Source organism: Arthrobacter sp. UYEF20, assembly GCF_040546335.1.
In the GTDB taxonomy this organism is placed as follows: Bacteria; Actinomycetota; Actinomycetes; order Actinomycetales; family Micrococcaceae; genus Arthrobacter.
This window is the reverse complement of sequence record NZ_JBEPNP010000001.1, coordinates 80,253-95,850: the sequence shown is the minus strand read 5'-3', so window position 1 is coordinate 95,850 and position 15,598 is coordinate 80,253. Positions and strand designations below refer to the sequence as shown.

At 66.9% G+C, this 15,598-nt stretch carries 14 protein-coding genes; 10 read left to right on the top strand and 4 right to left on the bottom strand.

Features of this window, described 5'->3' with window-relative positions:
* Positions 1–57: 57 nt before the first annotated feature.
* Complete coding sequence (locus ABIB26_RS00480) at positions 58–684, bottom strand: thymidine kinase (protein WP_354238561.1); 627 nt, start codon at positions 682–684, stop codon at positions 58–60.
* Positions 685–840: 156 nt separating this feature from the next.
* Between ABIB26_RS00480 and lysS the strand changes: the two genes are divergently transcribed.
* The 8 genes from lysS (at position 841) to dhaM (ending at position 9,676) form a co-directional block, all read left to right on the top strand.
* Positions 841–2,373 (top strand): lysine--tRNA ligase, encoded by a 1,533-nt coding sequence (lysS, locus tag ABIB26_RS00475; RefSeq protein ID WP_354238559.1) that lies wholly within the window; start codon positions 841–843, stop codon positions 2,371–2,373.
* A gap of 2 nt (positions 2,374–2,375) precedes the next feature.
* Positions 2,376–2,567, top strand: a complete 192-nt coding sequence (locus tag ABIB26_RS00470; RefSeq protein ID WP_354238557.1) for a hypothetical protein — start codon at positions 2,376–2,378, stop codon at positions 2,565–2,567.
* A gap of 132 nt (positions 2,568–2,699) precedes the next feature.
* Entirely contained in the window at positions 2,700–3,026 is a 327-nt protein-coding gene (locus ABIB26_RS00465) for a histone-like nucleoid-structuring protein Lsr2 (protein ID WP_354238555.1), read from the top strand.
* Between the two features lie 570 nt (positions 3,027–3,596).
* Positions 3,597–6,089 (top strand): ATP-dependent Clp protease ATP-binding subunit, encoded by a 2,493-nt coding sequence (locus tag ABIB26_RS00460; protein WP_354238553.1) that lies wholly within the window; start codon positions 3,597–3,599, stop codon positions 6,087–6,089.
* Positions 6,090–6,314: 225 nt separating this feature from the next.
* Positions 6,315–6,824, top strand: coding sequence for an amino-acid N-acetyltransferase (locus ABIB26_RS00455; protein ID WP_354238551.1), 510 nt, complete (start codon positions 6,315–6,317; stop codon positions 6,822–6,824).
* Positions 6,825–7,377: 553 nt separating this feature from the next.
* Positions 7,378–8,379 carry a dihydroxyacetone kinase subunit DhaK gene (gene dhaK, locus ABIB26_RS00450; RefSeq protein ID WP_354238549.1) on the top strand — a complete coding sequence of 334 codons (1,002 nt, stop codon included), beginning with the start codon at positions 7,378–7,380 and terminating at the stop codon, positions 8,377–8,379.
* Positions 8,380–8,381: 2 nt separating this feature from the next.
* Positions 8,382–9,008, top strand: a complete 627-nt coding sequence (gene dhaL / locus ABIB26_RS00445; RefSeq protein ID WP_354238547.1) for a dihydroxyacetone kinase subunit DhaL — start codon at positions 8,382–8,384, stop codon at positions 9,006–9,008.
* Positions 9,005–9,676 carry a dihydroxyacetone kinase phosphoryl donor subunit DhaM gene (gene dhaM, locus ABIB26_RS00440; protein WP_354238545.1) on the top strand — a complete coding sequence of 224 codons (672 nt, stop codon included), beginning with the start codon at positions 9,005–9,007 and terminating at the stop codon, positions 9,674–9,676. The genes dhaL and dhaM overlap by 4 nt, the downstream gene beginning before the upstream one ends.
* A 73-nt stretch (positions 9,677–9,749) precedes the next feature.
* Here dhaM and ABIB26_RS00435 read toward each other — a convergent pair whose 3' ends face one another.
* A complete protein-coding gene (locus ABIB26_RS00435) occupies positions 9,750–10,448 on the bottom strand; it encodes a DUF4386 family protein (RefSeq protein ID WP_354238543.1) in 699 nt (232 codons plus the stop codon).
* Between the two features lie 185 nt (positions 10,449–10,633).
* Positions 10,634–11,749, bottom strand: coding sequence for an iron-sulfur binding domain-containing protein (locus ABIB26_RS00430; RefSeq protein ID WP_502913595.1), 1,116 nt, complete (start codon positions 11,747–11,749; stop codon positions 10,634–10,636).
* Between the two features lie 28 nt (positions 11,750–11,777).
* On the opposite strand from ABIB26_RS00430, the gene ABIB26_RS00425 reads away from it, so the two are divergent.
* Entirely contained in the window at positions 11,778–12,518 is a 741-nt protein-coding gene (locus tag ABIB26_RS00425) for a hypothetical protein (protein ID WP_354238541.1), read from the top strand.
* A gap of 26 nt (positions 12,519–12,544) precedes the next feature.
* Here the strand turns inward: ABIB26_RS00425 and disA are convergent, their stop codons facing one another.
* A complete protein-coding gene (gene disA, locus ABIB26_RS00420) occupies positions 12,545–13,621 on the bottom strand; it encodes a DNA integrity scanning diadenylate cyclase DisA (protein ID WP_354238539.1) in 1,077 nt (358 codons plus the stop codon).
* Positions 13,622–13,965: 344 nt separating this feature from the next.
* Between disA and ABIB26_RS00415 the strand changes: the two genes are divergently transcribed.
* Positions 13,966–15,579, top strand: a complete 1,614-nt coding sequence (locus tag ABIB26_RS00415) for a peptide chain release factor 3 (protein WP_354238537.1) — start codon at positions 13,966–13,968, stop codon at positions 15,577–15,579.
* Positions 15,580–15,598: the final 19 nt, after the last annotated feature.

Sequence of the window (15,598 nt, the reverse complement as noted above, 5' to 3'; positions counted from 1 at the left end):
CCCGAGCCTAGCCGAGGCTGCAGCTACGGCGTAGTAGGTAGCCGGTCGCCGGGGCGCTCAGCCGCCCAGCCGACCGCCGGAGGCCTCGAGGTAGCAGGAACCGCACAGCGATTCGTACCAGATGTCCTGGCCGTCGATGGCGACCTGGTCGCCGTCGAACACCACCTGGTTGCCGACCCGGCGGGTGTTGAAGATGGCCTTGCGGCCGCAGCGGCAGATCGTCTTGAGTTCCTCGAGGGTGTGGGCGATCTCCAGGAGCCGGAGCGAGCCCGGGAACGCCCGGGTCCGGAAGTCGGTGCGGATGCCATAGGCGAGCACCGGGACCTGGTCCAGGACGGCGATGCGGAAGAGGTCGTCCACCTGGGCCGGTTCGAGGAACTGCGCCTCATCCACCAGCAGGCACGCCACCGGCTGGGTGTCCACATGCTCCAGCAGGGCATCGGGATCGTCACCGTGAGCGCGGGCGGTGAACAGCCCGCGGGCGGATGCCCCCGCCGGGATCAGGAAGTCCACCGAGCGGGTCATGCCCAGGCGGGACACGACGTCGGAGTGGCCCTTGGTGTCGACGTCGGGCTTGGCGAGCAGCACCCGCTGGCCCCGTTCCTCATAATTGAACGCGGCCTGGAGCAGTCCCGTCGACTTGCCGGAGTTCATGGCGCCGTAGCGGAAGTAGAGCTTGGCCAAGGGGGTCCTTTCGAAGGGGTCGCCCCCCGATTGTAAAGGCCCGTCCTTCAGCGTCCGATTCTTCAGGGCCCCATCCTTCAGCCGGCTCGGGCCGGAGTCGGCGTGCCGGCACCGCGGGGACCCGGGCGGGAGGAACTCCCGGTAAACTTGGGGATTGTGACTTCCCAAAACACCCCCGCCCCGCACACCGCAGCCGAGCCCCACGACGCCAGCGAGCAGACGCGCATCCGGATGGAGAAGCGTGCCAAGCTGATCGAACGCGGCATCGAGGCGTATCCGGTGGGTGTCGGGCGCACGCATTCGCTGGGTGAAATCCGCGAGAAGTACGCGCACTTGCAGGCCGACGAAACCACCGGCGACACCGTCGGCGTGACCGGCCGCATCGTCTTCATCCGCAATACCGGCAAGCTCTGCTTCGCCACCCTCCAGGAGGGCGGCGCCGACGGCAAGGCCGTCCGGCTGCAGGTGATGTTGAGCCTGGCTAACATCGGCGAGGAAGCGCTGGCGGACTGGAAGTCCCTCGTGGACCTGGGCGACCACGTTTTCGTCAAGGGTGAGGTCATCTCCTCACGCCGCGGCGAGCTCTCGGTCATGGCGGAATCCTGGTCCATGGCGTCCAAGGCGCTGCGCCCGCTGCCGGTGCTGCACGCCGGGCTCAACGAGGAAACCCGCGTACGGCAGCGCTACGTGGACCTCATCGTCCGCGACGAGGCCCGGGAAATGGTGTACACCCGCGCCGCGATCACCCGTTCCATCCGCGAGACCCTGCACCGCCAGGGCTACGTCGAGGTGGAAACCCCGATGCTGCAGCTGGTCCACGGCGGCGCCACGGCCCGGCCCTTCCAGACGCACATGAACGCCTTCGACCAGAAGATGACGCTGCGCATCGCCACCGAGCTGTACCTCAAGCGCACGGTGGTCGGCGGGATCGACCGCGTCTACGACATGGGCCGCGTGTTCCGCAACGAGGGTGTGGACTCCACGCACAGCCCCGAGTTCACCACGCTTGAGAGCTACGAGGCCTGGGCGGACCAGTTCGTGATGGCGGACCGGATCAAGGAAATCATCCTGGACGCCGCGGATGCCGCCGGGGTGGGCCGCGTGCTGCAGACCGGAGCCGGGGAGATCAACCTCGACGGCGACTGGGCCTGGCTGGCCGTGTACCCCGGACTCTCCGACTTCGTGGGCCAGGAAATCACTCCGGACACCCCGGTTTCCGAGCTGCTGGCGCTCGCCGCAAAGCACGAGGCCAAGGTCGACGCCGGCTGGGACGCCGAGAAGCTCGTCGTCGAACTCTTCGGCGAACTGGTGGAGCCCACTTTGCTGAACCCCACCTTCGTCTACGACTATCCGCCGTCCGCGCAGCCGCTGGCCCGCCAGCACCGTGAGGATGACCGGCTGATCGAGGCCTGGGACCTCATCATCGGCGGCATGGAGCGGGGCACGGCCTTCTCCGAGCTGATCGACCCCGTCATCCAGCGCGAACGGCTCACCGAGCAGTCCCGGCGCTCCGCGGCCGGCGACGTGGAGGCCATGCAGCTGGACGAGGACTTCCTGCGGGCCCTGGAATACGGTGCACCGCCCATGGGCGGGATCGGACTGGGAATCGACCGGCTCGTCATGCTCTTCACCGGAGCCGGCATCCGCGAGACCATCCTGTTCCCGCTGCTGAAGCCCGAAGGACACTGAACGTGGAGTACATTGCCGTTTTGCTGCCCTCCGTTGTGGTGGGCCTGCTTTTCTGGTTCGCGATGAAATCGATCTTCAATGCGGACAAATCAGAGCGCCAGGCTGAGGCGCGAGCCCAGGCTGAAGCCGAGGAAAAGGCCCGGACGGGCGATACCGGTCCCGACGACGGCCATTCTCCCGGAATGGTCGAATAGGGCCTATTCGATCCTGTGGATTTCCTTTAGAAAAACTCCGTCCGCTTTGACTCGCCACGGCAAAGCGGAGGATACTTATTACAGATACATCCCGCTTTTCTAAATACTCGTTCTTTTGGAAAGAGAGTCTTTGTGGCACAGAAAGTAAAAATCATCCTGGTAGATGATCTGGATGGGGGATCCGCGGACGAGACTGTCCGGTTTGGCCTCGACGGGGTCAGCTATGAAATCGACCTGTCGTCGAATAATGCGGTGGAACTGCGTTCTGCGGTTGAGCGCTTTGTCTCCCATGCGCGCAAGACGTCCACCGGGCGCGCCACGCGCACCAAGGTCATGAGCGGCCGCAACCAGGACTCTGCGCAGATCCGGCAGTGGGCCCGGGACAACGGCTACTCGGTAAACAGCCGCGGACGCATTCAGGCAGAAATTCAGGAAGCGTACCAGAAGGCAAATTCCTAGAACTTCGAGACTTCCGCTGTACAGGCCCGGCCTCCGCCACACGCTGCGGAGGCCGGGCCTTTTCACCGGCATTTCGGACCGTTTGCCGCAACGACTCCCTGCGCCCTTCCCGTGCTGGCGCCTTGCTGATTGGCCCGCTCGAATCGATTCTTGGCGGGAGATTCCATGTCTGATATTCAGTTCTTGAACGGGACCTTTGCGGAGCGGGCTGGTTATTGGGCCAATTCCTACCACCGGCGACGCCGGTTCAGGCTTTCCGCGCTGCGTAACAGGAGATTCCGTACTGGAGCTGTTCGGCCACGAGCCGCGGCAGGATTTCTCGTCGGCTGACGTGATCCGGGTGGAGTCCTCGGTCCCGGGCGCCTCAACGTGGACCTCAACCGGGTGGACGGTCCTCCGCAGGTCCGCGATGCGGCGGCTCTCCCCGGAGCACTCCCGTGGTGGGTCGATCAGTAAAAAGCGGAAATTACGGACAATCGCCCCCCACGGTTTCCCCTGTGGCGAACAAGCCCCAAATCTCGAACGGGGCCACGTAGCATCAAAGTAAGTCGTAGCTAGGAGTGTGGCGAAATGTTTGAGCGATTCACGGACCGTGCCCGTCGCGTAGTTGTGCTTGCCCAAGAAGAGGCACGCATGCTGAACCACAATTACATCGGTACCGAACACATCCTCTTGGGTCTGATCCATGAGGGTGAAGGTGTTGCCGCCAAAGCCCTCGAGTCCTTGAGCATTTCGCTCGACGGAGTCCGCGAGCAGGTGCAGGAGATCATCGGCCAGGGCCAGCAGGCCCCGTCCGGCCACATCCCCTTCACCCCGCGCGCCAAGAAGGTGCTGGAGCTCTCGCTGCGCGAGGCCCTGCAGCTGGGACACAACTACATCGGCACCGAGCACATCCTGCTCGGCCTCATTCGTGAGGGTGAAGGCGTAGCCGCCCAGGTGCTGGTCAAGCTCGGCGCGGACCTGAACCGCGTCCGCCAGCAGGTCATCCAGCTGCTCTCGGGCTATCAGGGCAAGGAGACCACCGGCGCTGGCGTCGGTCCCGGCCAGGCCGAAGGCACCCCGGCCGGTTCCGTGGTCCTGGACCAGTTCGGCCGCAACCTCACGCAGGCGGCGCGCGAGAACAAGCTGGACCCCGTGATCGGGCGCGAATCCGAAATGGAACGCGTCATGCAGGTCCTGTCCCGCCGCACCAAGAACAACCCAGTGCTGATCGGCGAGCCCGGCGTCGGCAAGACAGCCGTCGTCGAAGGCCTGGCGCAGGCGATTGTCCGCGGTGACGTGCCCGAGACCATCAAGGACAAGCAGCTGTACACCCTGGACCTCGGGTCCCTGGTGGCCGGCTCCCGGTACCGCGGTGACTTCGAAGAGCGCCTCAAGAAGGTCCTCAAGGAGATCCGCACCCGCGGCGACATCATCCTGTTCATCGATGAGATCCACACCCTGGTGGGTGCCGGTGCTGCCGAAGGTGCCATCGATGCGGCTTCGATCCTGAAGCCCATGCTGGCCCGCGGCGAGCTGCAGACCATCGGCGCCACCACGCTGGATGAGTACCGGAAGCACATCGAGAAGGATGCCGCCCTGGAACGCCGTTTCCAGCCCATCCAGGTCAAGGAACCCTCTGTCGCGCACGCGATCGAGATCCTCAAGGGCCTGCGGGACCGGTACGAGGCGCACCACCGCGTCACCATCACCGACGGCGCCCTCGCCTCCGCAGCAAGCCTTTCCGAACGCTACATCTCGGACCGGTTCCTGCCGGACAAGGCGATCGACCTGATTGATGAGGCCGGCGCACGGCTGCGCATCCGCCGGATGACCGCCCCGCCGGAGCTCAAGGTCATGGACGAGAAGATCGCCGCCATGAAGCTGGAGAAGGAATCCGCGATTGACGCGCAGGACTTCGAAGGTGCCGCCTCGCTGCGCGACAAGGAGCAGAAGCTCATTGCCGAGCGTGCCGAGAAGGAACGCCAGTGGAAGACCGGCGGCATGGATGACATCTCCGAGGTTGATGAGGACCTCATTGCCGAGGTGCTGGCGAACTCCACCGGCATCCCGGTCTTCAAGCTCACCGAGGAAGAATCCAGCCGGCTGCTGAAAATGGAAGACGAGCTGCACAAGCGCGTTGTCGGCCAGGATGAGGCCATCAGGGCCCTGTCTCAGGCGATCCGCCGCACCCGTGCAGGGCTCAAGGATCCGAAGCGCCCGGGCGGCTCGTTCATTTTCGCCGGCCCCACCGGCGTCGGCAAGACCGAGCTGGCCAAGGCCCTCGCCGAGTTCCTGTTCGGCGAAGAAGACGCACTGATCACCCTGGACATGTCCGAGTACTCGGAGAAGCACACGGTGTCGCGTCTCTTCGGTGCCCCTCCGGGCTACGTGGGCTACGAGGAGGGCGGCCAGCTTACCGAGAAGGTCCGGCGTCGTCCGTTCTCCGTGGTGCTGTTCGACGAAGTGGAGAAGGCGCACGCCGATCTCTTCAACTCTCTGCTGCAGATCCTGGAAGACGGCCGCCTGACCGACTCCCAGGGCCGCGTGGTGGATTTCAAGAACACCGTGATCATCATGACCACGAACCTCGGCACCCGGGACATCTCCAAGACCGTTGCCACCGGCTTCCAGTCCGGCACGGACACGCAGACCGGCTACAACCGGATGCGCGCCCGCGTCACGGAGGAGCTCAAGCAGCACTTCCGCCCCGAGTTCCTGAACCGTGTTGACGACGTTGTGGTCTTCCCGCAGCTGACCCAGGACGAGATCATCGAGATCGTGGACATGTTCGTGGGCCGGCTGGAAAAGCGCCTCAAGGACAAGGACATGGGCATCGAGCTCACGACGGCGGCCAAGGTACTCCTGGCCACCCGCGGCTACGACCCCTCGATGGGTGCCCGGCCGCTGCGCCGCACCATCCAGCGCGAGATCGAGGACCAGCTCTCCGAGAAGATCCTCTTCGGCGAACTGCACGGCGGCGACATCGTGGTGGTGGATGTGGAAGGCGAAGGCGACGACGCGAAGTTCACGTTCGCCGGCAACGCCAAGCCCCGCATCCCGGAGATCGCTCCGAGCGTCTAGCACCAAGAGCAAAGGCCCCGTCTGCCCCGAAAGGAGTTGGCGGGGCCTTCGTGTTGTCCGGGCTCGACGGCGGTGGGTGGGTCGGCGCTGCCGGCCGCCCCCGGGCGGGCCTGGCCTCTGCTGTCCAGCCCGGGCACACCCAACTGACCCGCAATAGTTGTCGTTTTGAGCCCTCAAAACGACAACGAGTGCTAGTCAGTTGGGTCGAAACCGTAGGATTGGGCTGTGACTGAGACGATCCGCATCCGCCCTGCCCGCACTGGCGATGTCGCGGCCATCAAGGCGCTCGTGGCCCCGCTGGCGGACCGGCGGATCCTCATGGCCAAAGAGACGGTGGCGTACTACGAAAGCCTGCAGGAGTTCCTGATTGCCGAAGCGGGCGACGGCGGGGTGATCGGTTGCGGGGCGCTGCACGTTATGTGGGAGGACCTGGCGGAAGTGCGTACGCTTGCCGCATCGGATGGCTGGCGCGGGAAGGGCGTTGGCCATCTGCTCGTGGAACGGCTCCTGGAGGAGGCGCGGGCGCTCGGGGTTTCCCGGGTCTTCTGCCTGACCTTCGAGGTGGACTTCTTCAAAAAGCACGGCTTCGAGGTCATGGCGGACCAGAGCGCCGTGGACCCGGTGGTGTATTCGGAACTGCTTCGCTCGCATGACGAGGGCGTTGCCGAGTTCCTGGACCTCGCACGGGTGAAGCCCAACACCCTGGGCAACACAAGGATGATCAAGGTTCTGTAGCCCCTGGCCCCGCCGCGATCGAACCCGCCGCGATCGAACCGGCCCGCCGGCGGAAGCACCCGCTGGGACGCGCTGCGCATCCCCGCCAGGCCCAGCTCTTCCTTTCGATCAATTTGATGGATAAACTGAGCCAGGCCCAGGGGGTGGGCCGCCCCAGCTTCCGGAGGCAAGAGATTGCACAAGCGCGTGATATTTCCAAATTTCTCCGCATTCCAAATGACCATCGCAGGCGTACCCGCAGCGCCCCGGGCAACGGACCAGGCACCCGAGGGCGATGAAGCCCCCGGACCCGCGCCAGGACAGCGCGCTGACCCGGGCGGGGACGCCGGAACCCAACGGCACCGCGTCACGGCGCCGCCGTTTTCATGGCTGGGAAGCGACGCCTGGCCGAATTTCCCTGCCTGGGCGGACAGACGGCCCTGACACGGCGTCACTGCGAACGCGCGCGGATCCGGTGCCCGCGCCGGCTGTTCTAGACCGGAGCCTTTCGCTGGCAGGGCCCCGGTAGTAGGGTCTTAGCAAGCAGCCAGGACACCATCCAGGGAGCACAGCCATGAAGAAGCTCATCAATGATCCCCGCGCCGTGGTCGACGAGTCAGTGGAAGGGTTCGGGCTTGCCCATGCCGACCTCGTGACCGTCTTTTCGGACCCGAAGTACATCGTGCGCAAGGACGCGCCGGTGGCCGGAAAAGTGGGGCTGGTGTCCGGCGGAGGCAGCGGCCATGAGCCCCTGCACGGCGGCTACGTCGGGATGGGAATGCTCGACGCCGCGGTGCCGGGTGCGGTGTTCAGCTCGCCCACCCCGGACCAGATCCTGCCGGCCACGCTCGCCGTCAGCTCGGGCGCCGGCGTCGTCCATATTGTGAAGAACTACACGGGGGACGTGCTCAACTTCGAAACGGCGGCGGAACTTGCGCAAGCCGAGGGTGTGGAGGTCCGCACGGTGCTCGTCAACGACGACGTCGCGGTGGAGGACTCGCTGTACACCGCCGGACGGCGCGGGGTTGGCGGCACGGTGCTGGTGGAGAAAATCGCCGGTGCGGCCGCCGAGCGGGGGGACAACCTCGACGCCGTCGCGGCCATCGGTGACCGGGTCAACCAGAACGTCCGCAGCATGGGCGTGGCGCTGACCGCCGGCACCGTCCCGCACGCCGGGGCGCCCAGCTTTGTCCTTGAGGAAAACGAGATCGAGATCGGCATCGGCATCCATGGCGAGCCCGGCCGGCACCGCATCGCGATGGAAAACGCCGACGGCATCACGGACCGCCTGCTGGAGCCGGTGGTCAGCGACCTCGGCCTTGCATCCGGGGACAAGGTGCTCCTGTTCGTGAACGGCATGGGCGGCACCCCGCAGAGCGAGCTGTACATTGTCTACCGCAGGGCCGCGCAAGTGCTGGCCGAGAAGGGCATCACGGTGGAGCGCTCGCTGGTGGGCAACTACATCACCTCCCTCGAGATGCAGGGTTGCTCCATCACGGTCCTGCGCCTGGACGATGAAATGACGGCGCTCTGGGACGCGCCTGTCCACACGCCGGCCCTCCGCTGGGGTGTCTGACCGTGGGGCTGGACGTCGGCTGGGCCCTGCGGTGGCTGGCGCTGTCAGCGCAGGCGATGGCGGAGCACCGGGAAGAGCTCATTGAACTGGACCGGCCGATCGGCGATTCGGACCACGGCGAGAACATGGACCGCGGCTTCAAAGCGGTGATAGTGAAGATCGCCGAAACGCCCCCGGAAACACCCGGGGCCGCCCTCAAGCTGACGGCCATGACGCTGATGTCCAAGGTGGGCGGGGCAGCCGGCCCGCTCTACGGCACCGCCTTCCTGCGCGCCGCCACGGCGCTGGGGGACACAGCGGATGTGGACGCAACCACCCTGGCCACGGCCCTGCAGGCCGCCCGCGACGGCATCGTAGCCCGCGGAAAGGCCGAGCCCGGGGACAAGACCATGGTGGACGCCTGGACGCCGGCCATCGAGGCGGCCGCCGCCGAAGCAGCCCACGGCGACGTCCGAAAGGTGCTGCTCGCCGCCGCGGAAGCGGCCGAGGCCGGGGCCGTGTCCACCGATCCGATGCTGGCCCGGAAGGGACGCGCGAGTTACCTGGGGGAGCGCAGCATCGGCCACCGGGACCCCGGCGCCGTTTCCAGCGCCCTGATCCTGAGGGCTGCGGCCGGAGCGTCCGAATGACGGTCGGGCTCGTCGTCGTCTCCCACAGCGAGAAGATCGCCGACGGCGCCGTCGAACTTGCCGCCCAGATGGCGCCTGACGTTCTGATCATCCCCGCCGGAGGCACCGACGACGGCCGGATCGGCACCAGCCTGGAGCGGGTCCTGGCGGCGCTGGAACAGGCTGCCGGCGGTGACGGCGTCGTGGTCCTGACCGACCTCGGATCGGCGGTGATGACCGCGGAATCGGCCGTGGAATTCGCGGGGGACCCCGCGTCCGTGCTGCTGGCTGACGCGCCGCTGATCGAAGGGCTTGTCGCTGCTGCCGTGGCCGCCCAGGCCGGTGCCGGCAAGGAGGCGGTCAAGGAAGCCGCCGAAGCCGTCTACCGGCCCCCCGCGGCGCCGGAGCACGTGCACGATCACCGCCAACCGCCCGAAGCGTCGGGGGATTTCGAGCTCGTGAACCAGGCCGGAATGCACGCCCGTCCGGCAGCAAAGATCGCGGGCGGTCTGTCCGGCATGGACGCCGAGGTGACGGTCAACGGCGCCGACGGCGCGTCCATGACAGAGATGATGATGCTCGGGGCCGGACGGGGCACGGTGCTGCACATCGAAGCCAGCGGCCCGGATGCTTCCAAGGCCGTGGACTATCTGGGCGGCCTGATCAAATCCGGCTTCGGTGAAGCGTAGGCGTAGGCGCCCAGACACTGGCCACTGGTCCCCAGCCGATGATCATTGGTCCCCGGCCACTGGCCCTTGGTCCCTACGCTCCGCCGGTTCCGGCGGCGGCACGGTCTAAAGACCTTCGTCCCTCCCGCGTCACGTTCCACGCAATCCAGCCGCCGGCAACCGCCGCGAGCAGCGCCCCGGCGGTCTGGGTGGGCAGGCTGCTTCCTGTCGTCGCCTGCCCCAGCACCACGCCCAGGACGTAGAAGAGCACGGCGCCGGCCACCCAGATCGCCCCTGCCCAGCGCGGCAGGGTCCGGGAGTGCCACACGGCAATCCCCAGCAGCACATTTCCGAGGAAGGCCAGCAGGAGTCCCAGCAGAAACGACCCCGACATGGCGGCGGGGAACTCGAGCTGCATGACGTCCTGATTTCCTCCGAGATATGCCTTCCCGATCGCGGGGATGGCGAAGGTGGAGACCGCCGCGGGAACCAGCAACAAGGCAGTTCCGGCGACGGTGACCACCATCGCTGCCAGCGCCAGGCGCCCCACCCGGCTGTTAGCCAGGCTGCAGCCGAGGGCGAAGACGCCGAAGATCGCGAGGACGGTACCGCCCGTGCTGCCCAGCAGGTGGCTGAACTGGTACGAGTCCGAGCTGACAAACCGGGCCCAGGCATCCGGATCCCGCTCCTGGTCCGGCTGCGGTTCGAGCGTGGACCAGCCGGTGATCAATCCGGAGACCGGCAGGGTCCACAAGCCCGCCAGGAGCCAATGCCTGATGTTCTGCGCGTTCATGGGTGCCCCTTTCTGGGCGCGGACTAATCCGCCTGCCGGAGGCCGTCCGCGTCGCCGCGTACTTGCGCATGCTTCAGGGTAGTTCCGGGTGGCGTGTCCAGCTAGGGCCTCGGGATTCAGCCCGCCGGAGTCAGCGCGAGCCCGCCCAGTCCCGCCCAGTCCCGCCCGCCATGCTCAGGCCATGCTCAGCCAGGGAGCCGGAGCCCGCCGAGGTGCAGTTCCGCCAGTCCGTCACTCAGCAGGCCAGCCAGCGCGCGTTCAAGCTGCTCGGGCGCGGAATCGAGACGATGCAGGGCGGCCAGCGGGATGCCGATGCCCTCCGGTCCGAAGCCGAGGTCGGCCGGCGCCCGCTGGAACAGCTCCGGCGCCACAGGGGCGTCGGCCAGGCGGAGAACAGCCAGCACGGCACCGCGTACTTGGCGGTCGGTGCCGTGCCATGACTGGCCTTTCGGCGTATAAGTCGGCGGCGGCCCGCCTGCAGCGAGCCAGGCGCAGGAGCTTCGCACCGGGCATTCAGCGCACTTCGGCGCCCGGGCAGTGCACACCAGCGCGCCGAGCTCCATCATGGAGGCGTTCCACCGCACGGAGGTGCCGACGTCGTCCGGCATCACCTGCGCCGCCAGCCGCATCTCGGCGGCCGTGAGCGACTGCGAGGGCAGGGCGGCGCCGGAAAACAGCCGCGCATGGACCCGGCGGATGTTTGTGTCCACCACCGTTTCGCGGCGTCCGAAGGCGAAAGCGGCGACTGCCGCGGCCGTGTAGCTTCCCACTCCGGGCAGCCCCAGCAGTTCAGGATACGTGGCGGGAACCATCCCGCCATGGCTGTCCCCGATCGCGACAGCGGCCGCGTGCAGACGCAGGGCCCGCCGCGGGTAGCCGAGCCTGCCCCAGGACCGGACGGCCTCGCCCGAGGTCTCCCTGGCCAAATCGGCCGGCTCCGGCCAGCGCCGCAGCCATTCCTCCCAGACCGGCAGGACACGAACCACCGGGGTCTGCTGGAGCATGATCTCGCTGACCAGCACGCCCCACGGAGTGCAGCCGGCAGCCCTCCAGGGGAGGTCGCGGGCATGGGACTCGAACCAGGTGTCCAGGGCCCCATGCAGGCTGGCCAGCGGAACGCCGGCAGGCGGCGGGCGGACGCCGGGAACGCCGGCAGGCGGCGGGCGGACGCCGGGGACGCCGTCCGGCAGGTTTTCCGGGGGTGCTGCCAACGGGAGGGCGGGGGAATCGGCTAGAGCTTTGATCCAATCAGCGTAATGGACGCGGGCCGTGGTCCGTCCCGCGGCGTGGTGGGTCCCCATAGTCTGCGCGGTTCTCTAGCCTAGGAGGATGGGCAGGCAAGGCAACTCAGGAACGAACGGTTCACGACCGAAGGCTTCCGGCAGCGGACAATCCGCGCGCAGGCCCGCAAAGAAACCTGCCCGTAAGCCGGTAAGGAAACCGGGAAACGCCGTCTACCGCCGCCGTCGGCTGTTCGTCGGTGCCGCCCTGCTCCTGGTCGTCGCCGTTGCCGTGGGGGGCTTCATTGCCGTTTCCAGTGTCATCAACGCCCCCCGGCAGCCTGCTGCAGAGGTGGGCGGAACTGCTGCCGGGAGCCCCGGGACCGGACCGAGTTCCGGCCCGGAGGGGGCCACTGCGAAACCCACCGCCAGCCCCTCGGCAACTCCTTCGCAGGGCAATGGCTGCCAGCAGAACCTCGTGACTGTCACGGCAGCAACTGACAAGCCCGCCTACGCGGCCGGCGAGGAGCCGCTGCTCAGTCTCAAAGTCACGAACGGCAACAAGGTGCCGTGCGAGGTCAATATGGGGACTTCCCAGATGGAGTACCAAATCACCAGCGGCTCGGATCGGATCTTCTCGTCCCAGGACTGCCAGGCAGACAGCACGGAGCTGATGAAGACCATCGCCCCGGGCCAGAGCGAGACGGCGAATTTCCCCTGGCAGCGCAACCGCAGCGTCCAGGGCTGTGACCCCATTGAGGCAAAGCCCGGAGCGGGCGGGGCTTACTATGTCTTCACCGCGCGCCTGGCGAACAAGGTGAGCCCGAAGGCCGTGTTCCAGCTCAACTGAGTCCGACGTCGGCCGGAGACGAAGTCCTAGAGGAACCTGTCCAGCAGGCTGGCCTCCGCCATCCGGCTCAGCCCTTCCCGGACCGTGCGGGCACGCTGGTCGCCGATGCCGTCCACGGTCATGAGGTCATCGATTGTGGCAGCCATAAGGAACTGCAGGCCGCCGAAGTGGTCCACGAGCCGGTCAGCGACGGCTTTGGGAACGGCCTTGAGCCCTGACAGCAGACGGTAGCCGCGCGGCTGGACGACGGCGTCGAGGTTGGCCTCTCCGCCGGCGAAACCCACGATGCCCGCGATCTTGCTCAGATCGATCAGCTCCATTGGACCCAGGTTCACGAGAGCCTTGACGGCCTTGTCGATAGCTTCGCTGGACGTGGCCGGCCCGGAGTAATCGCGGATGATCACATCGCTGCCGGGGCCGCGGCCCACCGTCAGCTCGTCCAGCTGCAGCGAAAGCAGGCGGCCGTCCTCGCCCAGTTCCAGCACGTACTGCGAGATCTCCTCGGAAATCCGGCGCACCATTTCCTGGCGCTGCAGGGTGACCGCGACATCGCGGACCGTCACCATCGCCTCGATTTCGAGGGCAGAGAGCGAGCTTGTCACCTGGTCCAGGCGGGAGCGGTAGCGTTCCAGGGTGGCCAGGGCCTGGTTTGCGCGGGCCAGGACCTTCTCCGAGCCCTCCAGCACGTAGCGCAGGCCGTTCACGTAGAGCGCGATGATCTGCATGGACTGGCTCACCGAGATGACCGGGACGCCGGTCTGGATGGCCACGCGTTCCGCGGTGCGGTGCCGGGTGCCCGATTCCTGGGTTTCGATGCTGGAGTCCGGCACCAGCTGGACGGCGGCGCGCAGGATGTTGCTCGCATCCTTATCGCAGATGATGGCGCCGTCCATTTTGGCCAGTTCCCGCAGCCGGGTGGGGGAAAAGTCGATGCCGATGTCGAAGCCGCCGGAGCAGATGGATTCGATGGTCCTGTCGATCCCCAGCACGATCAGGGCCCCGGTCCGTCCGCGGAGGATGCGTTCCAGGCCGTCGCGAAGGGCGGTGCCCGGCGCCACCCTGCCCAGAGTCGCCTTGAGTGAATCTTCAGGGCTCCGAGCCATAGATTTTCCCTTCAAAGGTGCAGGCGACCGCCCGCAGGTGCGCCGGTTTCCAGTGTTTGCCGGCAGGATCAAAAGTACTCGGTTCCCCGCTCTCATCATGATAGGGGTAAACGTGGCCCGGAACCGCACGGGCAAGCCTCAAAGTGGCCCATTCGGACCCGTCATGCAAGCCCTGCGGAATGGCCCTGCCGCCCTCCGTCCAGGGCCGCACTTTGGGCGGCCTGCGGCCGGGCTCGGCTGGTGCTTCGCGTCAGCTCGGCGGGCTGCGATAAACTGGAAGCCGTGGGTGTACCGCGGGCTCTCCGCGCGATTCCCCTCCCAACGCCCGCAGCGAAAGTAGCACCGTGTCCCAAGAAGTCCTTAGCCCCGCACGAGTCCAAGAGATTCACAAGCAGGCGGCCCGGCGTCGGACTTTCGCGGTCATCTCACACCCCGACGCCGGAAAGTCCACGCTGACCGAGGCGCTCGCCCTGCACGCCAAGGTGATCGGCACCGCCGGTGCTTCCAGCGGCAAGGCGAACCGCAAGGAAACGATCTCCGACTGGATGCAGATGGAAAAGGACCGCGGCATCTCCATCAGCTCTGCCGCCCTGCAGTTCTCCTACCGCGACACCGTGATCAACCTGCTGGACACCCCGGGCCACGCCGACTTCTCCGAGGACACGTACCGCGTGCTGGCCGCCGTCGACTGCGCCGTGATGCTGGTGGACGCGGCCAAGGGCCTGGAAACGCAGACCATGAAGCTGTTCGAAGTCTGCAAGCAGCGGAACCTGCCCATCATCACGGTGATCAACAAGTGGGACCGGCCCGGCCTGGACGCCCTGGCGCTGATGGACGAGATCACAGAACGCACCGGCCTCCTGCCCATGCCGCTGACCTGGGCCGTGGGCATTTCGGGTGACTTCCGGGGCGTGTGGGACCTCCGCAACGACCGCTTCGCGAAGTTCCAGCGCAACAATTCCGGCGCCAACATCGCCCTCACCGAGTACTTCACCCCGGAAGAGGCGGCGGCCAGCCAGGGCGATGACTGGTCCAACGCCGTGGACGAGGCCGGGCTGGTGGTCGAATCGAACCTGGAATTCGACGTTGAGGCCTTCCACGCCGGCAAGGCGACGCCTATTCTCTTCAGCTCTGCTGCCCTGAACTTCGGCGTGAAGGAAATCCTCGATGCCCTCGTGGACTTCGCCCCGCCCGCTGCGCCCCGGCCCGACGTCGACGGCGCCGCGCGTCCCGTCGACGCCCCCTTCGCCGGCTTCGTCTTCAAGGTCCAGGCCGGCATGAACAAGGCGCACCGCGACCACGTCGCCTTCATCCGCGTCTGCTCCGGCATCTTCGAACGCGGCATGGTGGTCACGCAGGGCCGGACCGGGAAGTCCTTCGCCACCAAGTACGCCCAGCAGGTGTTCGGCCGCGAACGCGAGGTCATCGACGAGGCCTTCCCCGGCGACGTCGTGGGCCTCGTCAACGCCTCCTCGCTGCGGGTCGGCGACAGCCTGTTCCTGGAGCGGCCGGTGGAGTTCCCTGCCATCCCGCTGTTCGCCCCGGAACACTTCCAGGTGGCGCGGTCCAAGGACCCCAGCCGCTTCAAGCAGTTCCGCCGCGGCATCGAACAGCTGGAGCACGAGGGTGTCATCCAGGTCCTCCGCTCCGACATCCGCGGTGACCAGGCCCCGGTGCTGGCCGCCGTGGGGCCGATGCAGTTCGAAGTTGTTGAAGACCGCATGGCGCACGATTTCAGTGCGCCGATGCGGCTGGAGCGGCTTCCATATTCGATCGCCCGGATCTCGACGGCGGATGCCATGCCCGCGCTGGCCAACGTGCCCGGCGCCGAGGTGCTGCTGCGCTCCGACGGCGAGTACCTGGCCCTGTTCAACGATGTCTGGGCCCTGCGCCGGATCGAGAAGAACCACCCGGACCTGACCCTGGTGCCGATCGGCACGCACAACCCTGCCAAATAGCGGCGCTGTCACGCGTCGC

Coding starts and splice junctions, on each gene's coding strand:
- ABIB26_RS00460 (WP_354238553.1), top strand. CDS start 3,597: ATGTTTGAGCGATTCACGGACCGTGCCCGTCGCGTAGTTGTGCTTGCC.
- dhaK (WP_354238549.1), top strand. CDS start 7,378: ATGAAGAAGCTCATCAATGATCCCCGCGCCGTGGTCGACGAGTCAGTG.
- dhaM (WP_354238545.1), top strand. CDS start 9,005: ATGACGGTCGGGCTCGTCGTCGTCTCCCACAGCGAGAAGATCGCCGAC.
- ABIB26_RS00435 (WP_354238543.1), bottom strand. CDS start 10,448: ATGAACGCGCAGAACATCAGGCATTGGCTCCTGGCGGGCTTGTGGACC.
- ABIB26_RS00430 (WP_502913595.1), bottom strand. CDS start 11,749: ATGGGGACCCACCACGCCGCGGGACGGACCACGGCCCGCGTCCATTAC.
- ABIB26_RS00425 (WP_354238541.1), top strand. CDS start 11,778: ATGGGCAGGCAAGGCAACTCAGGAACGAACGGTTCACGACCGAAGGCT.
- disA (WP_354238539.1), bottom strand. CDS start 13,621: ATGGCTCGGAGCCCTGAAGATTCACTCAAGGCGACTCTGGGCAGGGTG.